The organism is Polaromonas sp. OV174, assembly GCF_900112285.1.
In the GTDB taxonomy this organism is placed as follows: Bacteria; Pseudomonadota; Gammaproteobacteria; order Burkholderiales; family Burkholderiaceae_C; genus Polaromonas.
This window is the reverse complement of sequence record NZ_FOKZ01000006.1, coordinates 37,061-57,538: the sequence shown is the minus strand read 5'-3', so window position 1 is coordinate 57,538 and position 20,478 is coordinate 37,061. Positions and strand designations below refer to the sequence as shown.

Sequence of the window (20,478 nt, the reverse complement as noted above, 5' to 3'; positions counted from 1 at the left end):
AGCGGGCAGCACGTTTCTTATGGAACACGTTCTTTGGTTCGGGTGGTTCCGCCCGGACATCATTTCAGAATACGCCGTTCTGTTCTGGCGCGGCCTGCAGATGACCATCATGGTCACCCTGATCTGCATCGTGCAGGGCACGGCGCTGGGTCTGGCGATCGGCATGGCACGTGTGGCCGAAGCCCGCCACGCCCCAGCTCGCCAGCTTTGCAAGTACGCCTTGCGCTGGCCGGCCACGGTGTATGTCAGCTTTTTCCGCGGCACGCCGCTGTTTGTGCAGATCTTGCTGATTCACTTCGCGGTACTGCCGCTGTTCATCAACCCGACCGACGGGCTGTTGATTTCGGGTGAAACAGCGCGCGACCTGAAGCAAAACTACGGCGCATTCCTGTCTGGCGTGGTGGCGCTCACGCTGAATTCGGGGGCCTATATCTCCGAGATATTCCGCGCCGGCATTCAGTCGATAGATCGCGGTCAGGTGGAAGCCTCACGCTCTTTGGGCATGTCGTTTCCGCGCACCATGTACCACATCATCTTGCCGCAGGCGTTTCGCCGCATGCTGCCGCCGCTGGGCAACAACGCCATTTCGCTGCTCAAGGATTCGTCGCTGATTTCAGCGATCGGCCTGGCCGAACTGGCTTACGCCGCGCGTACCGTGGCCGGCGCCTACTCACGCTATTGGGAACCCTACCTCACGATTTCGCTCATGTACTGGGTGCTGACGCTGGGCCTGGCCTATGGAGTAAAGAAATTGGAGGCCCGTTATGGACGAGGTGATTCGCGTTAATAGGCTGACCAAGCAATTTGGTCTGCTGCCGGTGCTGCGCGGTATTGACTGCAGCATCAAGGCCACCGAGGTGGTGTGCGTCATCGGGCCTTCGGGCTCGGGCAAAAGCACCTTCCTGCGCTGCCTCAATGGCCTGGAAGATGCCTCCGCCGGTGAAGTGCTGGTGCATGGCGTGTCCGTGCACGACCCCAAAACCGACGTCGATGCCCTGCGCTCGGAAATCGGCATGGTGTTTCAGCGCTTCAACCTGTTTCCGCACAAGACCGTGCTGGAAAACATCACGCTGGCACCCACCAAGGTGCGCCATCTGACGGCCGCGCAAGCCCGTACCCGCGCCAGCGAACTGCTGTCCAAGGTCGGCCTGCTCGACAAGATTGATGCCTATCCGAATCAGTTGTCTGGCGGACAGCAGCAGCGCGTGGCGATTGCCCGGGCCCTGGCCATGCAGCCGCGCATCATGCTGTTTGATGAGCCGACGTCGGCGCTGGATCCGGAAATGGTTGGCGAGGTGCTGGCCGTCATGCAAAACCTGGCCGAGGAAGGCATGACCATGGTGGTCGTCACCCACGAGATGGGCTTTGCACGCCAGGTCGCCGACCGGGTGCTGTTCATAGACGAAGGCCTGGTGGTCGAAGAAGGCTCGCCCTCCGACATCTTTGACCGGCCACAGGAAGAGCGCACGCGCAAGTTCCTGAGCAAGGTACTGTAAGCAGCCGGGCGGGCCTGGCGCCCGCCCCTGTTCGCTTAAATTCTCATAAAAAAGGCCTGTAGCGCAATAGCAGCGGTCGCTACCAGCTACTTATTTCATAGCAAACAAACCCATCACGGCGTCAGCTCAATACGTCGTGAGATGCAGACTCCTGGCCAGGTAGTCAAAAAAGAGGCAGTACAAGGCAATCGGCAAGGGCAGGCCCAGCGCGCTGCCCAGCAGGTAGTTGCGAAACTTCAGGCCGGACATGGCCAGGGCGTAATTGAGCGCCGGCACGGTCTGGAACAGGGTTCGCAAAATCACCACGCTGCGCACCGGATGCTCATCGAGCTGCGCCAGCAGCCGGCCGGCCCACCGACCGCGCAACTGGCGCAAGGCATCGCCGCCCAGCAGACGTATCACCCAGAAGGTCAGCGCGCAGGACAGCAGCGCCGCGACATAAGTGGCAACGCCACCCCAGAACTGCCCCAGTGCCAGCACGGCGGCAGCCAGAAAAATCCAGCCCGGAATCTGGATCAGATTGCCCAGTGAAAAGAGCAGGATGAAGATCAGCATGCCACTGACCACGTTATCCAGAAATTTCTGGTGCAAAAAAGCCAGGCTGAAATGCTCGCGCAGCCCCGAAAACTGAAACAGCGCGAACAACAAGGCCAAAAAGCCGGCCACGGCGAACAGTCGCTTATAGCGGTACATCTTGGCTTGCAGCTTGCGCTCTTAAATCCATTGCGGGAAGCATCCCGCGTAACCAAATGCAAGGCAGCGGTAAGAAGTCGGCCACTGCGCCGACCAATGCTCAACACGCCAGGAAATGGACGTGAAATTCCTGAAAAAACCAGGTTTTGTTGATAGCCCCAAGGAGCAGCCATGAAGGCAAAAAAAGCACTCATACACCCAGGCTGGTTGCGCATCATGCACTGGGTCAACGCCCTGGCCGTCATCGTTCTGATGATGAGCGGCTGGAGAATTTACAACGCCACCGCCTTCCTGGGCTTTGCCATTCCCAAAGACATCACGCTGGGCGGCTGGCTGGGTGGCGCCATCATGTGGCATTTTGCCGCCATGTGGGTGCTGGCCATCAACGGCCTGCTCTATCTGGGCTTGAACCTGGCCACAGGCCGGCTGCGCCACAAGTTCTTCCCGCTCTCGGCCAGGGCCCTACTGAGCGATGTGCGGGCCGCACTCAAGGGCCAACTGGCCCATGCCGACCCACAGCACTACAACATGGTGCAGCGCCTGGCTTATCTGTTCGTCATGGTCGACAGCGTGCTGCTGGTGCTCTCAGGCCTGGTGCTGTGGAAATCCGTGCAATTCCCGTTGCTGCGCGAGCTGCTGGGCGGCTATGAAGGCGCCCGGCTGGTGCACTTTTTTGCCATGGCGGCACTGGCCGCTTTTATCCTGGTTCACCTGGTCATGGTGGCGCTGGTGCCGCGCACGTTGCTCTACATGGTTCGTGGTCGCTAAGGAGTCGGAAAAATGATCATCAAACCACCTCCACACATGGCCATGGACAGCCGCGGATGGCTGGACGAGGCCGTCGCCCGCATCAGCCATGCAGGCCAGCTGCAGCCGGCGCGGCGCGAATTCCTGCGCCGCTCGCTGACCCTGGGCGGCCTGTCCATGCTCACCGGCTGCACGCTGGTGGATGAAGACAGCATGGAGACGGTGCTGAGCCGGGTTTCCCGCATGAATGACAAGGTGCAGGCCTGGCTCTTTGACCCGCATCGCCTGGCGCCCACCTATCCCGAGTCCATGATCACCCGGCCCTTTCCCTTCAACGCCTATTACAGCGAAGACGAGGTGCGAGAAGTCGAGGAAAGCGGCTACCGGCTGGAAGTGACCGGTTTGGTCGCCGACAAGCGCAAATGGACCCTGGCCGAGTTGCGCGCCATGCCGCAGATAGACCAGGTCACGCGCCACATCTGCGTCGAGGGATGGAGCGCCATCGGCAAATGGGGCGGGGTTTCGTTTGAGCGCTTTCTGCGCCAGGTGGGCGCCGACTTGAGCGCCAAATACGTGGGCTTCAAGTGCGCCGACGACTACTTCACCAGCATAGACATGGCTACCGCGCTGCACCCGCAAACCGTACTGGCGCTGAGCTACGACGGCCAGCCGCTGCCGCCCAAATACGGCTTTCCCATGAAGCTGCGCATGCCGACCAAGCTGGGCTACAAAAACCCCAAGCACATACAGGCGATTTTCGTCACCAACACCTACCCTGGCGGCTACTGGGAAGACCAGGGTTACAACTGGTTCGGAGGTAGCTGAGCCCGCTCAGAGACCCTGAAACACCGGCCTCGCTGCCGTTCGACTGAAGACTTCAACCCTCACCACCTAAGGAAATCATCATGAAGAAACTCACAGCAACTCTGTTGTCCGCCTGCCTGCTGGTCGCAGGGGCCAGCGCCATGGCACAAGACGCCATGAAAAAAGATGCCATGGGCAAGGACGCCATGAGCTCGGATGCCATGGCGAAAGACGGCATGAAGAAAGACGCCATGGGCAAAGGGGCCATGAAGAAAGACGCGATGAAAAAGGATCACATGGCCAAGGACGGTATGAAGAAAGATGGCATGGCCAAGGACGGTATGAAGAAAGATGGCATGGCCAAAGACCAGATGGGGAAAGATGGCATGGCCAAAGACCAGATGGGGAAAGATGCCATGGGCAAGGACGAGATGAAAAAATAAGCCCCTCAGATCAAGCCTTCAGGGAGGGAGCTCACACCCGGTAGTTGCGCCGCCAAGCCGCCCAATGCAGATTCGCTGGCATCAAGGCCCGGCGGCGGCTTCCCTGAAATAACTCACGCGATCGGCATCGGGTGGATGGGACGCAAAGGCAATGCCCAGCCACGAATCCTGTCCCAGCGCTTTGTCATCGCCCTTTTCCGCCTTGCGCCTTTTGGCCTCCAGCCGGTCAAACAGGGTCAGCATCACCGCCGGTGAGATGCCCGCGGCCTTGAGAACGCGCACCGCCTCGCGGTCGGCCTCACGCTCGGCCTCCCGCGAATAGCTGGCTTGCCCCAGCAGCACAGGCATGCCTGCCAGCACGCTGCTGAAGTCTCCCAACACCACGCCAGCCAGCCCGCTCAGCGCCGCAGTCTGTATCAGCATGCGTAAACCGTGACGGTGCCGCACATGACCAAGCTCATGCGCCAGCACGGCCGTAATCACTTTGTCATCTCGCTCCACCAGTTCAACCAACTCATCGGTCATGACCAGCGTGCCGCCCGGCAAGGCAAAGGCGTTGGGGCCTATGCGGCTCTGGCGAAACACCAGTTGCCATGTCGGCACACTGCCCGCTGGCATGGCGCTGACGGCCTGCGCCAATGCAGCCTGCAGCCGCGCCTGCTCGGCAGGCAAGAGCTTGCTGGGCCGCATCAGCTGCCCGTCGATCAGCGCCAAAGACGCCTCGCCCAGCGACTGGTCCACGCTCAGAGGGGTCGCGGCCACCAGGGCGCGAGAAAGCACAGGCAAGCCCCATTGCTGCAGCAGCACCAATAGAGCTACCAACATCAGCGTGCAGGCCAGCACCCAGCGCCAGCTTTGCTGCAGCTTCACCACCAGCGGCTCGCGAGCCCCGCCGAGACGGCGCCAGTGGTCCCAGGCTGCGCTGTCGGCACACTGCACGGAGCCGCCATCTTTCAGGTAAGCCACCCGCCCGCCGTGGCGGGTACGTTCCGGCCATTGCACATCACTGAGCGCCAGGCTGCGCTGAATACCGTCGCCGCTGATCAGCAAAAAACCGTCCTGAAGCTGCAGCCTCACGGCATGCGCGCGTGCGCTCACGCCGTCAAAATAACGGGCGGGCAGCAGGCTAGACTCAATCGCTGGCATGCCGCGTCAAAGGCCGATATCAAGGCCAAACAGGTCGCCGGCAGCATCGCCTGCGGCGTCGCCTTCGCTTGCACTGACCTGGCTGACCAAGGTGTCCGGACTCTCCCGGGTCTTGACTGTCACGGCCTGCAGCCGCAGACGCGCCAGCGCCACTGCGGCAAAGGGCCAGTAAAGCCCCAGCGTCAGCACAATCAGCAGCCAGTTTTTGAGCGTTAGCCAGAGCAGCGACCGAAAGCGCAGCTTGCTCTTGAAACGCAGGGATGCATTACCGGTACGCGTCCACACCAGATTCTGCAGGCGCGACGTCAAGTAGGGTTTGAGCACCACCAGCATGGCCAGTATTCCGACCAAGGGGCCAAGCCCCGCCATCAGGGCAAACAGCACCCCTGAAGATGGGTTCAGCGTGCCGCTGGTTTTCAGCGCAAACATGGCCGCCACCACCACGCCAACCGGCAATACCAGCGATAGAAGCATGATGCCGAAAGCCTTGAAAAAGGTCTGATAGAAAGACCCCAGCGTAGCCGTGAAGGTCGTTTGCAGGGAAGCCAGCGCGTAATGATTGTGCTGATACTGCTTGAAATTCCAGAGCAGCCAGGGCAGTACGGCCAGGGTCAGCAGCATCACGCCGGCCACGATGATCAGATACCAGCTCGGCGGCTTCTGGGGATCGGCGACGCCCGTCACCGCCCCAAGAATCAGCAGGCCGGGCACAAACAGCGGCAGTGCCGCACGGTAGGCATCGCCCAGCGAGCCCTTGAAGCGAAAGCGCAAGCCACGCCAGCTGGTATTGGCGAGTCGGAACTGCATGGATGATTTCAGCAGCGCAGGCCAAATCGCCGTGACGATCAAAAAAGCCACGAAACCCGCCATAGGCGAAAAGTTGCCAGCGACGGAATACAGCACGAAAAGCAGCCCCACCAACAAGTAGCCTTTGAGCATCTTCCTGGGGTTTCCATGAAAGCCCAACGGCTCGCCGCCCACCAGCGTATTGCCATGAAAGTAGCGCAGGCGCCGCACCTTGGCCCAAGGGTAATAAATGCCCAGGGTCAGCAGCAAGAGCAGCAGGTTGACCAGCCAGATGCGGAAGTACTCGCTGCCGGAACCGGTGAACTCGATCGGCAAACGATGGGCCTGAGGCTCCATGCTCGGCGCGGGGGTGGCCAGCAACAAAGAATTGCGCACGAAATCATTCACAAGAGTCTCCCTGAGTGACTGTTTTTTTTCTACTGGATGCCTAGCACAGCACTCAGTTGTCAAATAATGTAACGTCAAATCAAGAAGACCCGAGCGAGCCCCCAAAGCCAAGTCGGCGTCAGGCGCTTAAAAAGAACGGAACATGCCTTTAACCCAATAGCAATAGGCAAAGAATGCTACCTTTATGGTAGCAAACCACCTTGCTTGAAATCTTAAACGGGGAATCCCCTTAAGGCTTGCGCAGCGGATCGAGCAGCGCACTCAGGCCGTTGTGGTCGATTTCGTGCATGAGCGCCAGCAGCCGTCCAATTTCTCCCTTGGGAAAACCTTCGCGGGCAAACCAGTTCAGGTAGTTGCCGGGCAAGTCGGCAATCTTCTTGCCCTTGTATTTGCCATAAGGCATTTCACGGCTCAGCAGCAACTGCAGGTCTTCAGGATTCACGCTAGCCACCCGCTCGCTTGGCCGTGTAACCATGCTTTTGCAGCGTCTGCATCACCTGATCGCAATGGTCGCCCTGCACTTCGATCACACCGTCTTTCACCGTGCCGCCCGAGCCGCACGCCGCTTTGAGCTGCTTGCCAAACTGGGCCAGAGCCAAGTCATCGAGCGCCAAGCCGGTGACCAGCGTCACGATTTTTCCGCCACGCCCCTTGCTGCTTCTGGAGACGCGCACCACGCCATCGGATTTTGGGAGGGGTTTGGACTGCTTGCAAATGCAAGCGGCCATGGGCTGGCGGCAGTCCGGGCACATTCTTCCGGCCTCAGTGGAATAGACAAGGCCGCTGCTTGAAGTATTTTTTCTCATCCCGGCGTTATAGCGGATATTCGGGCCACCGCTAACGACAGTGGAACTCAAGCGTCCTTCAATAAAAAGGCCATTTCCGTGCCCGCCAGATTCAGCACATCGTTGTGGTTCAAGGGTATCGCACCGGGGCCAATGAGTTGCCCATTCAAGGTGGGGGGCTGCTGGCTGCTCATGCGCGCCACGTAGTAGCCGTCGCGCCGGTGCGAGATCGAAATGACGGCCACCCCCGGCCGGCCGAAAGTCGTCACCGCCTTCACCACCGGCACCTCCAGCCCGGCCGAGGTACCTGACAACACCCTCAGGCTGGCCTGCATCGCACCGTTAGTCCCTGGAAAACCCAGTGAGCCCAACACCGTAGCCCTGGTCTCCAGCGGAGAACCTATGGTGTCATTCCCCGAGTCAGCGATGAAAAGAACCTTGAAATTGCCTATGGTGATGACGTCCTGATCCTTCAGCACGCGGCGCGACTTGATCATCTCGCCATTGATGTAAGTGCCATTGGTGCTGCCCAGGTCTTCTATGCTGACCTCGGCCAGGCCATGCAAATCAAAGACGCAGTGATCGCCACTGACCACCAGGTTATCCAGCACGATGTCGTTATGCCGCTTGCGCCCCAGCGTTGTCCTGTTATTTTTCAGGTAAACATGCTTGACTTCGACGCCTTCGACCGATGCAATGAGTTGCGGCATGATGGTTCCTGCAGATTGGCTCGCCGCACACGCCCCATGCAGTGATCGGCCAGTTAATCGTAATCGGCCTTCGTCAACGGCACAAGGCTTGGCCCAGACGGGCGATGCCCTCTTCGATCTTGGCGACATCGGCCGTGGCAAAACTCAGGCGCAGGGTAGAGCTGTCCGGGTTGAGCGCATAAAACGGCGCCCCAGGCACAAAGGCCACGCCTTTTTCGATCGCTCGCTTGGCCAGCTCACCCGCATCGCTGATGGCGCCGCCAGCACCCGTCAGGCGAACCCAGAAGAACAGACCACCGCCAGGCTGCACAAAAGCCACAGCCTCGCCCAGCTCGCGCCCTAGCGCCTCGCCCATCGCCCTGGCGCGCTCGGCATAGACCTGACGCACATGTGCCAAGGTAGCAGGCATGCGGCCGGCCTTCAGGTATTGAGCCGCCGTGGCTTGGGCAAAGGTGCTGGTGTGGGCGTCGCTGAACTGCTTGCACATGGTGGCATTGGCCAGCAAGGCAGGCGGGGCGATCAGCCAGCCCACACGCAGGCCGGGCGACAACACCTTGCTGAGCGATCCACAATGGGCCAGCCAGTCGCGGCTGCCGGGCACGCTATCGCTCAAGGCCAGCAAGGACGGTGGCGGCGGTGCATCAAAGAACAGATCGCCATAGGGATCGTCTTCCACGATCAGCGTCTCATACTTGACGGCCAGCTCCAGCACTTTTTTGCGCCGCTCCAGGCTCAACATGGCACCGCTGGGGTTGCCAAAAGTGGGAATCAGGTAAACCAGCTTGGGCTTGTGCTCGGCAATCAGCTGCTCGAGCTCGTCCGTCTTGACACCGTTGGCATCGATGGGGGCGCTGATGAGCTCGGCCCCGTACAAGCGAAAGCACTGGATGGTGGCCAGAAAGGTCGGGCCCTCCACAATCACCTTGTCGCCCGGTGAAATCATGGTTTTACCCAGCAGGTCCAGCGCCTGCTGGCTGCCGGTGGTCACGATCAGTTCACTGGCCGCCACGGTGGCGCCTTTGGTCGCCATGAAGGCGGCAAGCTGTTCGCGCAACGGCTGATAGCCTTCCGTCGCGCCGTATTGCAGGGCCGCGCCTGGCTCCTCGCTCAAGGCCTTGTTGCTGGCCTCCTGAATCCCCTGCACGTCAAACATGGCGGGGTCGGGAAAACCTCCGGCAAAGCTGATGATGCCGGGCTTGCCCAGCAGTTTGAAGAGCTCGCGGATGGCGGAGGTTTCGACATTGTTCAGGCGATCGGCAAATTGAAGTGGCATGGGAGAATTGGTCCATGAAGAAGGAAAACATCGAGCCATTCTTTGCCACTTTGAAGGCAGCCAATCCACAGCCCGTAACTGAGTTGGAGTATACGAGCGTGTTTGAACTGCTGGCCGCCGTTCTGCTCTCGGCACAAGCCACGGATGTGGGCGTGAACAAGGCCACGCGCAAACTATTTCCGATCGCGGGCACGCCGCAGGCCATCCTGGATTTGGGGCTGGCCGGACTGGAAAGCTATATCAAGACCATAGGCTTGTACCGCACCAAGGCCAAAAACCTGATGGCGACCTGCCAGATACTGATGGAGCAGCATGGCGGCCAGGTGCCGCGCACCCGCGAAGCCCTTGAAGCCCTGCCCGGCGTCGGCAGGAAAACGGCCAATGTTGTGCTGAATTCGGCGTTTGGCGAAGCCACCATGGCGGTGGACACGCATATTTTTCGCATTGGCAACCGCACCGGGCTGGCGCCTGGAAAAACGCCGCTGGAAGTCGAGCTGAAACTGCTCAAACGCATTCCACCTGAATACCTGGTGGATGCCCACCACTGGCTGATCCTGCACGGGCGCTATGTGTGCATGGCGCGCAAACCCCTGTGCTGGCAGTGCGCCGTGGCGCCCTGGTGCGACTTCAGCCCCAAGACGCCGGCGCCGCCCGTCTAAGCAGCGCTACAAAGGTCTGACCTATCGGGCAAAAGAGCCGTCGGCGCGAATCATGGTCAGATTGACGAAGCGCGAGCCGAGATTGCTGTGCTTGCCATAGGTCAGTGCAAAGCCGCCCAGGTCTTCGTTGGTGAAAGACTCCAGCGTGCTGATGATCTTGGCGCGGCTGACCGGCCCGGATATCTTCTGCATGGCCCGGGCCACCAGCTTGGCATTGAGGAAACCCTCCATGCTGTTGTAGCTGAACTTTTTGTCGCCACTGGCCGAAATGACGGTCTGGTATTCGCGCACCACGGCGTTGCCCAGCTCGGTAAACGGATAAGGCACCACCTGAACCGCGATCACACCGGCTGAAGGCTCCTTGAGCTCTGCATACAGGCCAGAAGACACGCTCAGGACAAAAAACTGCGGGCTCACCCCCTTCAGGCGCAGGCCCTTGATAAAGGCGGCATTCGGTTTGGCCTGACCAATCAGCAGCACGGCCTGTGGCTGGGCCGCGGCGATGACATCGATGGCCTTGCTCACGTCCACCGTTCCGCGTGGCACCGGCGCCACGGCCACCGGCTTCGCCCCCCGCTTTTGCAGGGAAGCATTCAGCGCCTCCAGGCCCTCCTTGCCAAAGGCATCGTCCTGGTAGAGCGCCGCAATTTTATTGATGCCTATGGTCCAGGCGTGATTGACGGCCGCTTCGACCTCATCGGTGGTGCTGGCACGGACATGGAACAAATTCGGGACATAAGGGTCGCGCAGTGATTTGGCACCGCTGGTATTGCCAATTTGAGCGATGCCCGCCGCCTGCACAATCGGCACGATCTTCAGCATATTGGCCGTACCGCGAAACCCCACCAGGGCCACCGCCTCATGTTTTTCTATCAAGGCCTTGGTGTTTTCAGCCGTCTTGTCGGGATTGAAACCATCATCAAGACTGATCAGCTTGATCTTCTCGCCCCGAATACCGCCGCGCTTGTTGAGATCATCGAAGTAGGCGTTCATGCCGCGCACATAGTCGGTCGTCAGAGCCGCGGTATTGCCGGACAAATCCCCCGAGTGCCCAAGCACGATATCTGCCGACGCGGTGGAACTGGCCACGGACAACAACAAGCCGGCCAGCAAGCTGCCAGCCCTGGAGAAATCAACAAGCTTCATGAAACGGTTTCCTTGTCTTTGCGATTAATTTTTTATACAGGCCGATGTCAAGGGCCAGCCGGGACCGCTCCAGTATCATCTTCGGCCTTGCGCCGATAGCTGGCATGTCCTGCATCTGATTTTTTGCGGCATGTACCGCGGCTCGCAATCCGGCTAAACCCCAGCCCAGGCGGGACGCCGCTTGGCGACAAAGGAGGCCACGCCTTCACGAAAGTCAGCGCTGCCGTAGCAGCGGCGAATCAGGTCTTCGTCAGCCGGCAAGCCATGAGCATGCAGCCGGCGCAGGCCTTCCTTGCTGACGCTCTGGGTAACTGGCGCCAGCGCGCTAAGGCGTTCGCACAGAACCACCAGGGCCGCATCAATCTCGCCAGCCTCGCTGACCTGTGTGAGAAAACCACAGGCCAAGGCCTCGTCGGCCGCAAGAATTTCCGCCAGCATCAGCATGCGCTTGACACGAGACATGCCGAACACGGCACTCAGTCGCGCCAGGTTGGCCACCGAAAGACAGTTGCCCAGGGTCTTGGCAATCGGCACGCCAAAGCGCGAAGCCGGGGTGGCGAGACGGAAATCACAGCTATTGGCAATGGCCAGACCGCCGCCTATGGCCCAGCCCTCGATCACGGCCACGGTGGGCATGGGCAGCGACTCCAGCCGCTGCAAGCATTGGTCGATCTGCCGCTCATAGGCCACGCCGTCCTCGCCGCTGTCGCGGTTTTGGCCGAAGGCCTTGAACTGCTCTATGTCCGTGCCGGCCACAAAGGCCTCGCCACCGGCACCGCGAAACGTCACCACCCGCACCGATGCGTCGGCGTGCAACTGCTCGCAGATCCGGCCAAGCTGCTCATACATGGCCCAGGTCATGGCATTGCGCGCCTGCGGGCGATCGAACAGCACGGAGGCGATGCCGCCCGCCACGCTCAAGCGAACCGTGCCCATCTTGTCCTCCTCGCTCATACGGCAAACGCGCCCAGCGCTTCAAGTTCGGCGCGTTCGCCCGCACCAATGCCCAATTCGGCCAGCACTTCCTCGGTGTGCTCACCCAGCAAGGGCGGGTGCCGCCTTACCTGCTGCGGTGTGCCCGAGAGCTTGACGGCAAAGCCGATGTTGGGCACCTTGCCCTCCACCGGATGATCAATTTCCATGCGCATGCCGCGCGCCTTGGCGTGCTCGCTGTCAAACGCTTCCGGATAGCTCAAGATGGGGCCCGCCGGAATACCGGCTTCAAGCAAAGTCTCGACCCAATAGGCCTTGGGCTGCTTGATAAAGCTCAGCTCCAGTTCGGTCTCCAGCGCATGGCGGTTGGCAAGTCGCAAGGAAATGGTCGAAAACCGCCCGTCTTCCAGCAGTTCCTGCCGATTCAACAAGAGGCACAGCTGCTGCCACAGCTTCTGGTTGTTGGCGCCCATCACGAAATAGCCGTCCGAGCAGGCCATGGCCTGATAGGGAGCGGTCATTTTGTTGGAGGTCCCCAGCGGCTCGGGCGCTTTTCCCGTGCCCCAGTAATCGCAGATATCCCAGACCGAGAAAGCCAGCGCCGAGTCGAACAAGGAGGCATCCACATGCTGGCCCTGCCCACTGGCCTTGGCCCCAATGTAGGCGGACAGCGTGGCGTAGACGGCAAACAGCGCGCAACCGATGTCGGCCACCGGCACGCCGGCCTTCACCGGCGGACCACCGGGATAGCCGGTCACGCTCATAACGCCCGACATGGCCTGCGCCATCAGATCAAAACCCGGGCGGTCGGCCCAGGGTCCGGTCTGACCAAAACCGGAAATACTGGTGTAGACCAGACGCGGATTGATCTCCTTGACCACCTCGTAGCCCAGGCCCAGCCGCTTCATCGCGCCGGGGCGGTAGTTTTCAAGCAGGATGTCGGCGTCCTTCACCATGCGCAGCAGCACCTCGCGCCCGGCCTTGGACTTCAGGTTGAGCGTAACGCTACGCTTGTTGCGGTTCATGTTCAGGTAGCCCAGGCTGTCGGCCCCCTTCATCTTGAAGCCCATGGCGCCGCGCGTCTGGTCGCCGCTGCCGGGCGGCTCTATCTTGATCACGTCGGCGCCCAGATCGGCCAGCAGCATGCAGGCATAAGGCCCAGCCATCACCTGGCTGATGTCCAGCACGCGGACACCCGCCAGGGGAAGTGGCCTTTTGGCGGCTGGCTCGGTCACGCGTCGGCCTTCACGCCACCGTCCTTGATGATCTTGGCCCACTTGGCCTGCTCGGTGCGCATGAAGTCGCTGAACTTCTCGGCGGAACCGCCACCGTCCTGCGCGCCCGAGGCCGCCAGCTTTTCCATCACGTCGGGCATCAGCATGACCTTGTTGACATCCTCGTTCATGCGCTTGGCCATGGCCGCGGGCATCTTGGCAGGGCCGACCAGGCCGTACCAGGTGGTTGCCTCGAAGCCGGGGAAGCCCGACTCGGCCATGGTCGGCACGTTGGCGTAGGCACCCACGCGCTGCTGGCGCGTCTGCGCCAGGGCAATGGCCTTGCCGCTTTTCACATGGGGCGTGGCCGCCGTCATGGTGTCAAAGCTGTACTGGATGTTGCCGCCAATCAGGTCGGTGAGCATGGGGCCCGAGCCCTTGTAGGGCACGTGGATGGCCTTGACCTTGGCCGCCAGCATGAACATTTCCAGCGCCAGGTGCTGCGCGCTGCCCGTGCCGGCCGAGCCGAAGCTGATCTTGCCGGGGTTGGCGCGGCACAACTCGACCAGGTCCTTCACGGTCTTGGCCGGTTGGTGCTCGTTGCAGATCAGCAAGTTGGGCGTGACGCCCACCAGCACCACCGACTGGAAGTCCTTGGCCGCATCGTAATTCACCTTCTGCAAGGCCGGCGTGATGGCCTGGCTGTTGATGTGGGCCATCAGCAAGGTGTTGCCGTCGCCGGGCTGCTTGGCCACGTAATCGGCGGCGATGGTGCCCGAGGCACCCGCCTTGTTTTCGACAATGACCTGCGTCTTCCACATGTCGCCGAGTTTTTGGCCAATCACCCGCGCCAGAATATCGGTGCCGCCACCGGGCGCGAAGCCGACGATGATGCGCACCGGCCCGTTAGGCAGGGTTTGCGCTCTGAGCATGGGGGCCGCTAGTACGGCGGTGGTAGCGGTAGTGGCGTTGAGAAAGGTTCTGCGTTGCATGAGTTTGTCTCCTCTTATAAAAATAGGTTGGTAGCCCGCACTCTTTATGGGCAGTTAGCTACCTTATTAATAGCAAACGATTCGTCTCAAGCGGCCTTGCGCTGTGGCACGACGGCCGCGTGGCTGGAAAAATGGTCCATCGCCGCCTGCACGCCCGACCCCGCCAGCTTGACGCCAGCCAGCTTCAGACCCATCTCGCAGCCCGACAGCGCCGCCATCAGCGTCAAATCATTGCAGTCGCCCAGGTGGCCGATGCGGAACATCCGCCCCTTGACCTTGCCCAGGCCGGTGCCCAGCGAGCAATCGAAGCGCTCGTAAATAATCCGCCGCACCGCATCGGCGTCTATGCCTTCGGGTGTCATCACGCCGGTCAGCACCGGCGAATACACGGCGGCATCGGCGCACTGGATCTGCAAGCCCCAGGCCCGCACGGCGGCCCGCACCCCGGTGGCCCAGCGCTGGTGGCGCGCAAACACGGTCTCCAGCCCATGCTCGAGCAACATGTCGCAGGCTTCGCTGAGCGCATAGAGCAAATTGGTATTCGGGGTGGACGGCCAGTAGCCCGTCTTGTTCATCTCAATGATCTCGTCCCAGGCCCAGAAGGCCTTGGGCAGCGTGGCCTTTTTGCTGGCCTCAAGCGCCTTGGCCGACACCGCGTTAAAGCTGATGCCGGGCGGCAGCATCAGGCCTTTTTGCGAGCCGCTGATGGTGACGTCGACACCCCAGGCATCGTGACGGTAATCGGCCGAGGCCAGGCCGGAAATCGTGTCGACCAGCAGCAGCGCCGGATGTTTGGCCGCGTCCATCGCCTGGCGCACCGCCGCAATATTGCTGGTGACGCCGGTGGAGGTTTCGTTGTGCACCACGCACACCGCCTTGATGCTGTGCTGGGTATCGGCGCGCAGGCGCTCCTCGATCAGGCTGGCCTGCACGCCATGGCGCCAGACCTCGGCACCGGGATGCGACATCACCTCGGTTTTCAGGCCCAGCCGCGCCGCGAGCTTTTGCCACAAGGCCGCAAAGTGCCCGGTTTCGTACATCAGAACATGGTCGCCCGGGCTCAGAGTGTTGGCCAGCGCCGCTTCCCAGGCGCCGGTGCCCGAGGCCGGATAGATGATGACGGGCTGCGTGGTCTGGAAAATTTTCTGCACATCGGCCAGCACCTTCAGGCCCAGCGCGCCAAACTCGGGGCCGCGGTGGTCAATGGTGGGCAGGCTCATGGCCCGCAAAATGCGATCCGGCACCGGCGAAGGGCCGGGAATCTGCAAGAAATGACGGCCGGTGGGATGAAAGTCAAGTGTCAACATATCAGGTGGTCTCCTCAAGTAATTGCTCATTTTTTGCATACAAAAATTATTTGTCAACGAAATAAAACCATTACTAGGGTTAACGATCGATTTGACATAGGTTTTTTTTGCATACAAAATATAGACATGTCAGCCGAAGTCATACTCATTCCCCGCTCCGCCCTGCACGAGCAAGTCGCCCACCGTCTGCGCCAGATGCTGATAGAAAACCGCATCGCTCCCGGCGCCAAACTCAACGAGCGACAGCTCAGCGAAGAACTCAATGTGTCGCGCACTCCGCTGCGCGAAGCCATCAAGATGCTGGCCGCCGAAGGCCTGGTCGAACTCCTGCCCAATCGCGGTGCGATTGCCGTGGAACTGAGCGAAGCCGATGTACTGAACACCTTTGAGGTCATGGCCGGGCTGGAGGCCCAATCCGGCGAGCTGGCAGCCCAGCGCATCACCGAGGCAGAACTGGCCGAGATCAAGGCCATGCACTTTGAAATGCTGGCGGCCTATACCCGCCGCGACCTGCCGGCCTACTACCGGCTCAACTCGGCCATCCACAACGCCATCAATGTCGCCGCCAAGAACCCGGTGCTCACCGCCACCTACAACCAGGTCAATGCACGCTTGCAGGCACTGCGTTTTCGCTCCAACCAGGACGAAGACAAGTGGAAGTTCGCCATGGACGAACACGAGCAGATGATCAGCGCCCTCACCGCGCGCGACGCCGCGGCCATGCGGCGCGTGCTGCAAAGCCACCTGGCCAACAAGCTCGATGTGGTGATCCAGCAGCTGCGCGCCGCCGGCCAGGCCTCGGCCTGAGTCCCAAGCCTGCCCCTTCAAGCCTTCAACACCAAAACCCCGATGAACGCTCCCCTGCCCCTGAACATCACCCAGGAAAATGCCGACCGAGCCTACGACGACGTGGCGCGCGTCAGCAACGAAGTGGCGGGCCGGCTGGCCGCCAGACTGGCGCAGGAAACCCAGGGCGAGGTGCTGTTCAGCGCCGCCGACCGCGGCCGCTACGCCACCGATGCCTCCATCTACCAGGTGATGCCGGTCGGCGTGTTCGTGCCGCGCAACGCCAACGACGTGAAGCTCGCCATGGATATCTGCCGCGATCTGGCGGTGCCCATCGTGCCGCGCGGCGGCGGCACCAGCCAGTGCGGCCAGACCGTCGGCGCCGGCCTGGTCATAGACCACGCCAAGCATGTGCGCAACATCCTGAATGTGAACGCGCAAGAGCGCACGGTCGAGGTCGAACCCGGCATCGTGCTGGACCACCTGAACGCCGCGCTGAAAAAACACGGCCTGTGGTATCCGGTGGACGTCTCCACCAGCGCCCAGGCCACGCTGGGCGGCATGGCCGGCAACAACTCCTGCGGCAGCCGCAGCATCGCCTACGGCAACATGGTGCACAACGTGCTGGGCGCCACTGCCTGGCGCTCGGACGGCAGCCTGCTGACGCTGGGCCGCTACGACGCGGCCACCGGCGAAGCACGGGCCCTGGGCGACTACGTCAAGGCCTTGTCCGACCAGCTCAGGCCCGAGCTGCAAGCGCATTGGCCCAAGGTGATGCGCCGCGTGGCCGGCTACAACCTGGACATCTTCAACAACCAGAACGAAAAGCCTTACACGGCAGACGGCTCGGTCAACCTGGCCCACCTGCTGATAGGCAGCGAAGGCACGCTGGCCTTGACCCAATCGCTCAAGCTGCGCCTGGCCGAACTGCCGCGCACCAAGGTGCTGGGCGTGGTGAACTTCCCGACCTTTTACCAGGCCATGGATGCGGCCCAGCACATCGTCAAGCTGGGCGACGGCACGCTGACCGCGGTCGAGCTGGTCGATCGCACCATGATTGAGCTGTCGCTGCAAAACCCGGCCTTTGCGGCCACGGTGCGCACCGCTTTGATAGGCCAGCCCGATGCCATTTTGCTGGTGGAGTTTTCCGGCCAGTCCAAGGCCGAACTCACGCCCAAGATCAAGCAGTTGGTGGAGTTGATGGGCGAGCTGGGCCTGCCCGGAGCCGTGGTGGAAATGATTGAGGACGCGCCGCAGAAAAACCTCTGGGAAGTGCGCAAGGCCGGCCTCAACATCATGATGAGCCTCAAAGGCGACGGCAAACCGGTCAGCTTCATCGAAGACTGCGCCGTGCCGCTGGAACACCTGGCCGAATACACCGACGCGCTGACCCAGGTCTTTCGCAAGCACGGCAGCAAGGGCACCTGGTATGCCCACGCCTCGGTCGGCACCTTGCATGTGCGGCCCATCCTGGACATGCGGCGGGGCGGCGCCTCAAAAATGCGCGCCATCGCCGAAGAAGCCTCGGAACTGGTGCGCCACTACAAGGGCGCCTACAGCGGCGAGCACGGCGACGGCCTGTGCCGCGGCGAATGGGTCGAGTGGCAGTTTGGCCCCAAGATCACGCACGCGTTTTCGCAGATCAAGAGCTACCTCGATCCGCTCAATCTGCTCAGCCCCCAGCGCATCGTCAATCCGCCCAAGATGGACGACACCCAGCTGATGCGCTTTCCACCCAGCTACAAGGTCATCCCGATCAAGACCGCGCTGGACTGGAGCGCCTGGAATGTGCAGAACGACCCGGTCACCGAGCAGACCAGCGCGCCCGGCAGCGGCGGCGATGCCGCCCAGGGCTTTGCCAAGGCCGTGGAGATGTGCAACAACAACGGCCACTGCCGCAAGTTTGACGCCGGCACCATGTGCCCCAGCTACCGCGTCACGCGCGACGAAAAACATGTGACGCGCGGCCGCGCCAACACGCTGCGCCTGGCCTTCTCGGGTCAGCTCGAAGGCATGAATGCCGAACAGGCTTTCACCAGCCCCGCCGTCAAAGAGGCGCTGGACCTGTGCGTGGGCTGCAAGGGCTGCAAGCGCGACTGCCCGACCGGCGTGGACATGGCCAAGATGAAGGTGGAGTTTTTGCACCACTACAAGGCCAGGCACGGCTACACGCTGAAAGACAAGCTGGTCGCCTATCTGCCGGACTACGCCCACTGGGCCAGCCGCCTGGCGCCGCTGCTCAATTTGCGCGACAAGGTGCCCGGCCTGGCCGTCTGGAGCGAAAAACTGCTGGGCCTGTCGGCTCGCCGCAGCCTGCCGCAATGGACCAGCCAAACCTTCTGGAAACGCCTGAGCACGCCCGGCACAATGCTGCACGAGCGCCTCAAGACCGCCAGCCGCGAGGAAGTCCTGGCCGCCACCCGGCCGGTGGTGCTGTTTGTCGATACCTTCAATGGCTACTTCGAATCCAAAAATGCCGTTTCAGCGCTCAAAGTGCTGCAGGCGGCCGGCTACACCGTACACATCGCCAGCAAGACCGTGGCAGACGGCAAAAGCCTGTGCTGCGGCCGCACCTACCTGGCCAGCGGCATGGTCGACAAGGCCAAGGCCAAGGCGCGCGAAGTGGTCGATGCCCTGCTGCCCTTTGCCGAAAAAGGCATCGCCATCGTTGGCCTGGAGCCCTCCTGCCTGCTGACGCTGCGTGACGAAATGCTGGTCATGGGACTGGGCGAAGCGCCCCAAACCATCAGCCGGCACGCGTTGCTGCTGGAGGAGTTTCTGGCCCGCGAAGCCGCTGCCGGTCGGCTGGAAACCCTCAAGGCCAGGCTCAAGCCCGCCGCACAGCCGATACTGCTGCACGGTCATTGCCACCAGAAAGCCTTTGGCGCGGTCAGCCCCATCATGGACGTGCTCAAACTGATTCCGGGCGCCCAGCCCGAGCTGATTGAATCGAGCTGCTGCGGCATGGCCGGCAGCTTCGGCTACGAGGCCAGTCACTACGAGGTGTCCATGCAAATGGCCGAACTCAGCCTGCTACCGGCCGTGCGCCAGCAGCCCGACGCCATCGTGGTGGCCGACGGCACCAGTTGCCGCCACCAGATCAAGGACGGCGCGCAGCGCGAAGCGATTCATGTGGCGGTATTGCTGGCCAGGCAGCTGCAAAGCTAAGCGCCTGTTGACGATCTATGCGGGGTCGCGCCCAGCGCACAGGCCGCCCCGACGTTACTTCTAATTTAATAGCTGGCTACGCCCGTCCCTATTGGGATAGCGGCCTTTTTTCTCTAAATTTTCAAGCGTGTTGCCGGAAAACCGCGCAACACCGCCACACCCGCAGACCCGGGTGACTTCTGGAAATGCGGCGCCCGGCGCAGAATGCGGACTCAGCCACTTCAGAAGCGAGACCCCATGTTCAAACACATCCTGATCGCCACCGACGGCTCCCCGGCCTCCGAACACGCCGCACAGCTGGCCGTCAACCTGGCACGCATACACGGCGCCAAACTGCTGGCCGTGTATGTCATCGATCCCTATCCTTTTCTGGCCATAGGCGAGTCCAACCCGCTAGGCTTTGAAACCTATATGTCAGCGGCCCAGGCACACGCCGCGCAAGCCCATGCCAAGGTGGCCCAGCTATGCAGCCAAGGCGCAAGCCTGGTGAGCATGCAGGCGCGCATGGTTGAAAACGTGGCGGCGGCCAGCGGCATTGTCCAAACCGCCAAGGATGAAGGCGTCGACCTCATCGTGGTCGGCTCGCACGGCCGCAGCGGCATAGCCAGGCTGATGCTGGGCAGCGTGGCCAGCAAGGTCGTGGCGGAGTCCCCGCTGCCGGTCCTGGTGGCGCGCTGAAGCACCAACGATGAATGAACTGATCGCTCCTGTGCCACCGCGCAAGCTGTGGCTGCGCCTGGTGTTGATGCTGCTGATGGCATTGGCCTTTCAGCTGGCCGTTTGGCTGCTCAGCCTGGTGGCGCTGTTGCAGTTGCTGCTGGCAGTGGTCACGGACGCGCCCAACGCCCGTCTGCAGCAACTGGGGAAAAGCCTGGGCCGCTACTTGGCCCAGATTGCCGTCTTTGAAAGCTTTGGCAGCGAGGAGCTGCCCTTTCCCTTCAGCGAATGGCCTGCGGACACCAGCCAGACCAAGCTCTAACCC

The 20,478-nt window shown here is 61.6% G+C and carries 22 protein-coding genes; 10 read left to right on the top strand and 12 right to left on the bottom strand.

Translation table 11 applies throughout. The features are described 5' to 3' along the window. The first annotated feature begins 19 nt into the window (after nucleotides 1–19). Nucleotides 20–787, top strand: coding sequence for an amino acid ABC transporter permease (locus BM160_RS07300; protein ID WP_092002811.1), 768 nt, complete (start codon nucleotides 20–22; stop codon nucleotides 785–787). Further along, the gene (locus BM160_RS07295) at nucleotides 765–1,496 is read left to right on the top strand and encodes an amino acid ABC transporter ATP-binding protein (RefSeq protein ID WP_255368716.1); all 732 of its coding nucleotides are present in this window, start codon (nucleotides 765–767) and stop codon (nucleotides 1,494–1,496) included. Before BM160_RS07300 ends, BM160_RS07295 begins: the two co-directional genes overlap by 23 nt. A 126-nt stretch (nucleotides 1,497–1,622) precedes the next feature. On the opposite strand, the gene BM160_RS07290 is transcribed toward BM160_RS07295, so the two are convergent. Continuing rightward, nucleotides 1,623–2,189 (bottom strand): TVP38/TMEM64 family protein, encoded by a 567-nt coding sequence (locus BM160_RS07290; protein WP_092002808.1) that lies wholly within the window; start codon nucleotides 2,187–2,189, stop codon nucleotides 1,623–1,625. Nucleotides 2,190–2,360: 171 nt separating this feature from the next. Between BM160_RS07290 and BM160_RS07285 the strand changes: the two genes are divergently transcribed. The 3 genes from BM160_RS07285 to BM160_RS07275 all read left to right on the top strand — a co-directional run bounded on the left by BM160_RS07285 (nucleotide 2,361) and on the right by BM160_RS07275 (nucleotide 4,183). Continuing rightward, the gene (locus BM160_RS07285; protein WP_092002806.1) at nucleotides 2,361–2,957 is read left to right on the top strand and encodes a cytochrome b/b6 domain-containing protein; all 597 of its coding nucleotides are present in this window, start codon (nucleotides 2,361–2,363) and stop codon (nucleotides 2,955–2,957) included. Nucleotides 2,958–2,999: 42 nt separating this feature from the next. Beyond that, nucleotides 3,000–3,761, top strand: coding sequence for a molybdopterin-binding protein (locus BM160_RS07280; protein ID WP_255368729.1), 762 nt, complete (start codon nucleotides 3,000–3,002; stop codon nucleotides 3,759–3,761). An 80-nt stretch (nucleotides 3,762–3,841) separates the two neighbouring features. Continuing rightward, on the top strand, nucleotides 3,842–4,183 hold the full coding sequence (locus tag BM160_RS07275) for a pentapeptide MXKDX repeat protein (protein ID WP_092002800.1): 342 nt from the start codon (nucleotides 3,842–3,844) through the stop codon (nucleotides 4,181–4,183). Nucleotides 4,184–4,264: 81 nt separating this feature from the next. Here the strand turns inward: BM160_RS07275 and BM160_RS07270 are convergent, their stop codons facing one another. From BM160_RS07270 to BM160_RS07245, 6 genes are all read right to left on the bottom strand, one after another. Then, nucleotides 4,265–5,329, bottom strand: coding sequence for a M48 family metallopeptidase (locus BM160_RS07270; RefSeq protein ID WP_092002797.1), 1,065 nt, complete (start codon nucleotides 5,327–5,329; stop codon nucleotides 4,265–4,267). Nucleotides 5,330–5,335: 6 nt separating this feature from the next. Further along, a complete protein-coding gene (locus tag BM160_RS07265) occupies nucleotides 5,336–6,523 on the bottom strand; it encodes a YjgN family protein (protein WP_092002794.1) in 1,188 nt (395 codons plus the stop codon). A 229-nt stretch (nucleotides 6,524–6,752) separates the two neighbouring features. Continuing rightward, the gene (locus BM160_RS07260) at nucleotides 6,753–6,965 is read right to left on the bottom strand and encodes a DUF3820 family protein (protein WP_092003187.1); all 213 of its coding nucleotides are present in this window, start codon (nucleotides 6,963–6,965) and stop codon (nucleotides 6,753–6,755) included. Nucleotide 6,966: 1 nt separating this feature from the next. Beyond that, a complete protein-coding gene (locus tag BM160_RS07255; RefSeq protein ID WP_092002791.1) occupies nucleotides 6,967–7,329 on the bottom strand; it encodes a translation initiation factor Sui1 in 363 nt (120 codons plus the stop codon). A 47-nt stretch (nucleotides 7,330–7,376) separates the two neighbouring features. After that, entirely contained in the window at nucleotides 7,377–8,018 is a 642-nt protein-coding gene (locus BM160_RS07250; protein WP_092002788.1) for an FHA domain-containing protein, read from the bottom strand. 73 nt (nucleotides 8,019–8,091) lie between these two features. Next, nucleotides 8,092–9,291: an aminotransferase-like domain-containing protein gene (locus BM160_RS07245; RefSeq protein ID WP_092002785.1), complete on the bottom strand. Its 1,200-nt coding sequence runs from the start codon at nucleotides 9,289–9,291 to the stop codon at nucleotides 8,092–8,094. A 14-nt stretch (nucleotides 9,292–9,305) separates the two neighbouring features. On the opposite strand from BM160_RS07245, the gene nth reads away from it, so the two are divergent. Beyond that, on the top strand, nucleotides 9,306–9,950 hold the full coding sequence (gene nth / locus BM160_RS07240) for an endonuclease III (protein ID WP_092002782.1): 645 nt from the start codon (nucleotides 9,306–9,308) through the stop codon (nucleotides 9,948–9,950). A gap of 21 nt (nucleotides 9,951–9,971) precedes the next feature. On the opposite strand, the gene BM160_RS07235 is transcribed toward nth, so the two are convergent. The 5 genes from BM160_RS07235 to BM160_RS07215 all read right to left on the bottom strand — a co-directional run bounded on the left by BM160_RS07235 (nucleotide 9,972) and on the right by BM160_RS07215 (nucleotide 15,542). After that, complete coding sequence (locus BM160_RS07235; RefSeq protein WP_092002779.1) at nucleotides 9,972–11,096, bottom strand: ABC transporter substrate-binding protein; 1,125 nt, start codon at nucleotides 11,094–11,096, stop codon at nucleotides 9,972–9,974. Nucleotides 11,097–11,249: 153 nt separating this feature from the next. Continuing rightward, nucleotides 11,250–12,032, bottom strand: coding sequence for an enoyl-CoA hydratase/isomerase family protein (locus tag BM160_RS07230; protein ID WP_369821757.1), 783 nt, complete (start codon nucleotides 12,030–12,032; stop codon nucleotides 11,250–11,252). Between the two features lie 14 nt (nucleotides 12,033–12,046). After that, complete coding sequence (locus BM160_RS07225; protein WP_092002774.1) at nucleotides 12,047–13,264, bottom strand: CaiB/BaiF CoA transferase family protein; 1,218 nt, start codon at nucleotides 13,262–13,264, stop codon at nucleotides 12,047–12,049. Beyond that, entirely contained in the window at nucleotides 13,261–14,235 is a 975-nt protein-coding gene (locus BM160_RS07220; protein WP_092002772.1) for a Bug family tripartite tricarboxylate transporter substrate binding protein, read from the bottom strand. Before BM160_RS07220 ends, BM160_RS07225 begins: the two co-directional genes overlap by 4 nt. An 86-nt stretch (nucleotides 14,236–14,321) precedes the next feature. Continuing rightward, a complete protein-coding gene (locus BM160_RS07215; protein ID WP_092002769.1) occupies nucleotides 14,322–15,542 on the bottom strand; it encodes a pyridoxal-phosphate-dependent aminotransferase family protein in 1,221 nt (406 codons plus the stop codon). Between the two features lie 126 nt (nucleotides 15,543–15,668). Between BM160_RS07215 and BM160_RS07210 the strand changes: the two genes are divergently transcribed. The 4 genes from BM160_RS07210 to BM160_RS07195 all read left to right on the top strand — a co-directional run bounded on the left by BM160_RS07210 (nucleotide 15,669) and on the right by BM160_RS07195 (nucleotide 20,475). After that, on the top strand, nucleotides 15,669–16,349 hold the full coding sequence (locus BM160_RS07210) for a GntR family transcriptional regulator (protein ID WP_092002766.1): 681 nt from the start codon (nucleotides 15,669–15,671) through the stop codon (nucleotides 16,347–16,349). Nucleotides 16,350–16,391: 42 nt separating this feature from the next. Continuing rightward, complete coding sequence (locus BM160_RS07205) at nucleotides 16,392–19,496, top strand: FAD-binding and (Fe-S)-binding domain-containing protein (RefSeq protein WP_092002763.1); 3,105 nt, start codon at nucleotides 16,392–16,394, stop codon at nucleotides 19,494–19,496. A gap of 237 nt (nucleotides 19,497–19,733) precedes the next feature. Continuing rightward, nucleotides 19,734–20,174 carry a universal stress protein gene (locus BM160_RS07200; protein WP_092002760.1) on the top strand — a complete coding sequence of 147 codons (441 nt, stop codon included), beginning with the start codon at nucleotides 19,734–19,736 and terminating at the stop codon, nucleotides 20,172–20,174. A gap of 10 nt (nucleotides 20,175–20,184) precedes the next feature. Continuing rightward, nucleotides 20,185–20,475: a DUF4389 domain-containing protein gene (locus BM160_RS07195; RefSeq protein ID WP_092002757.1), complete on the top strand. Its 291-nt coding sequence runs from the start codon at nucleotides 20,185–20,187 to the stop codon at nucleotides 20,473–20,475. Nucleotides 20,476–20,478: the final 3 nt, after the last annotated feature.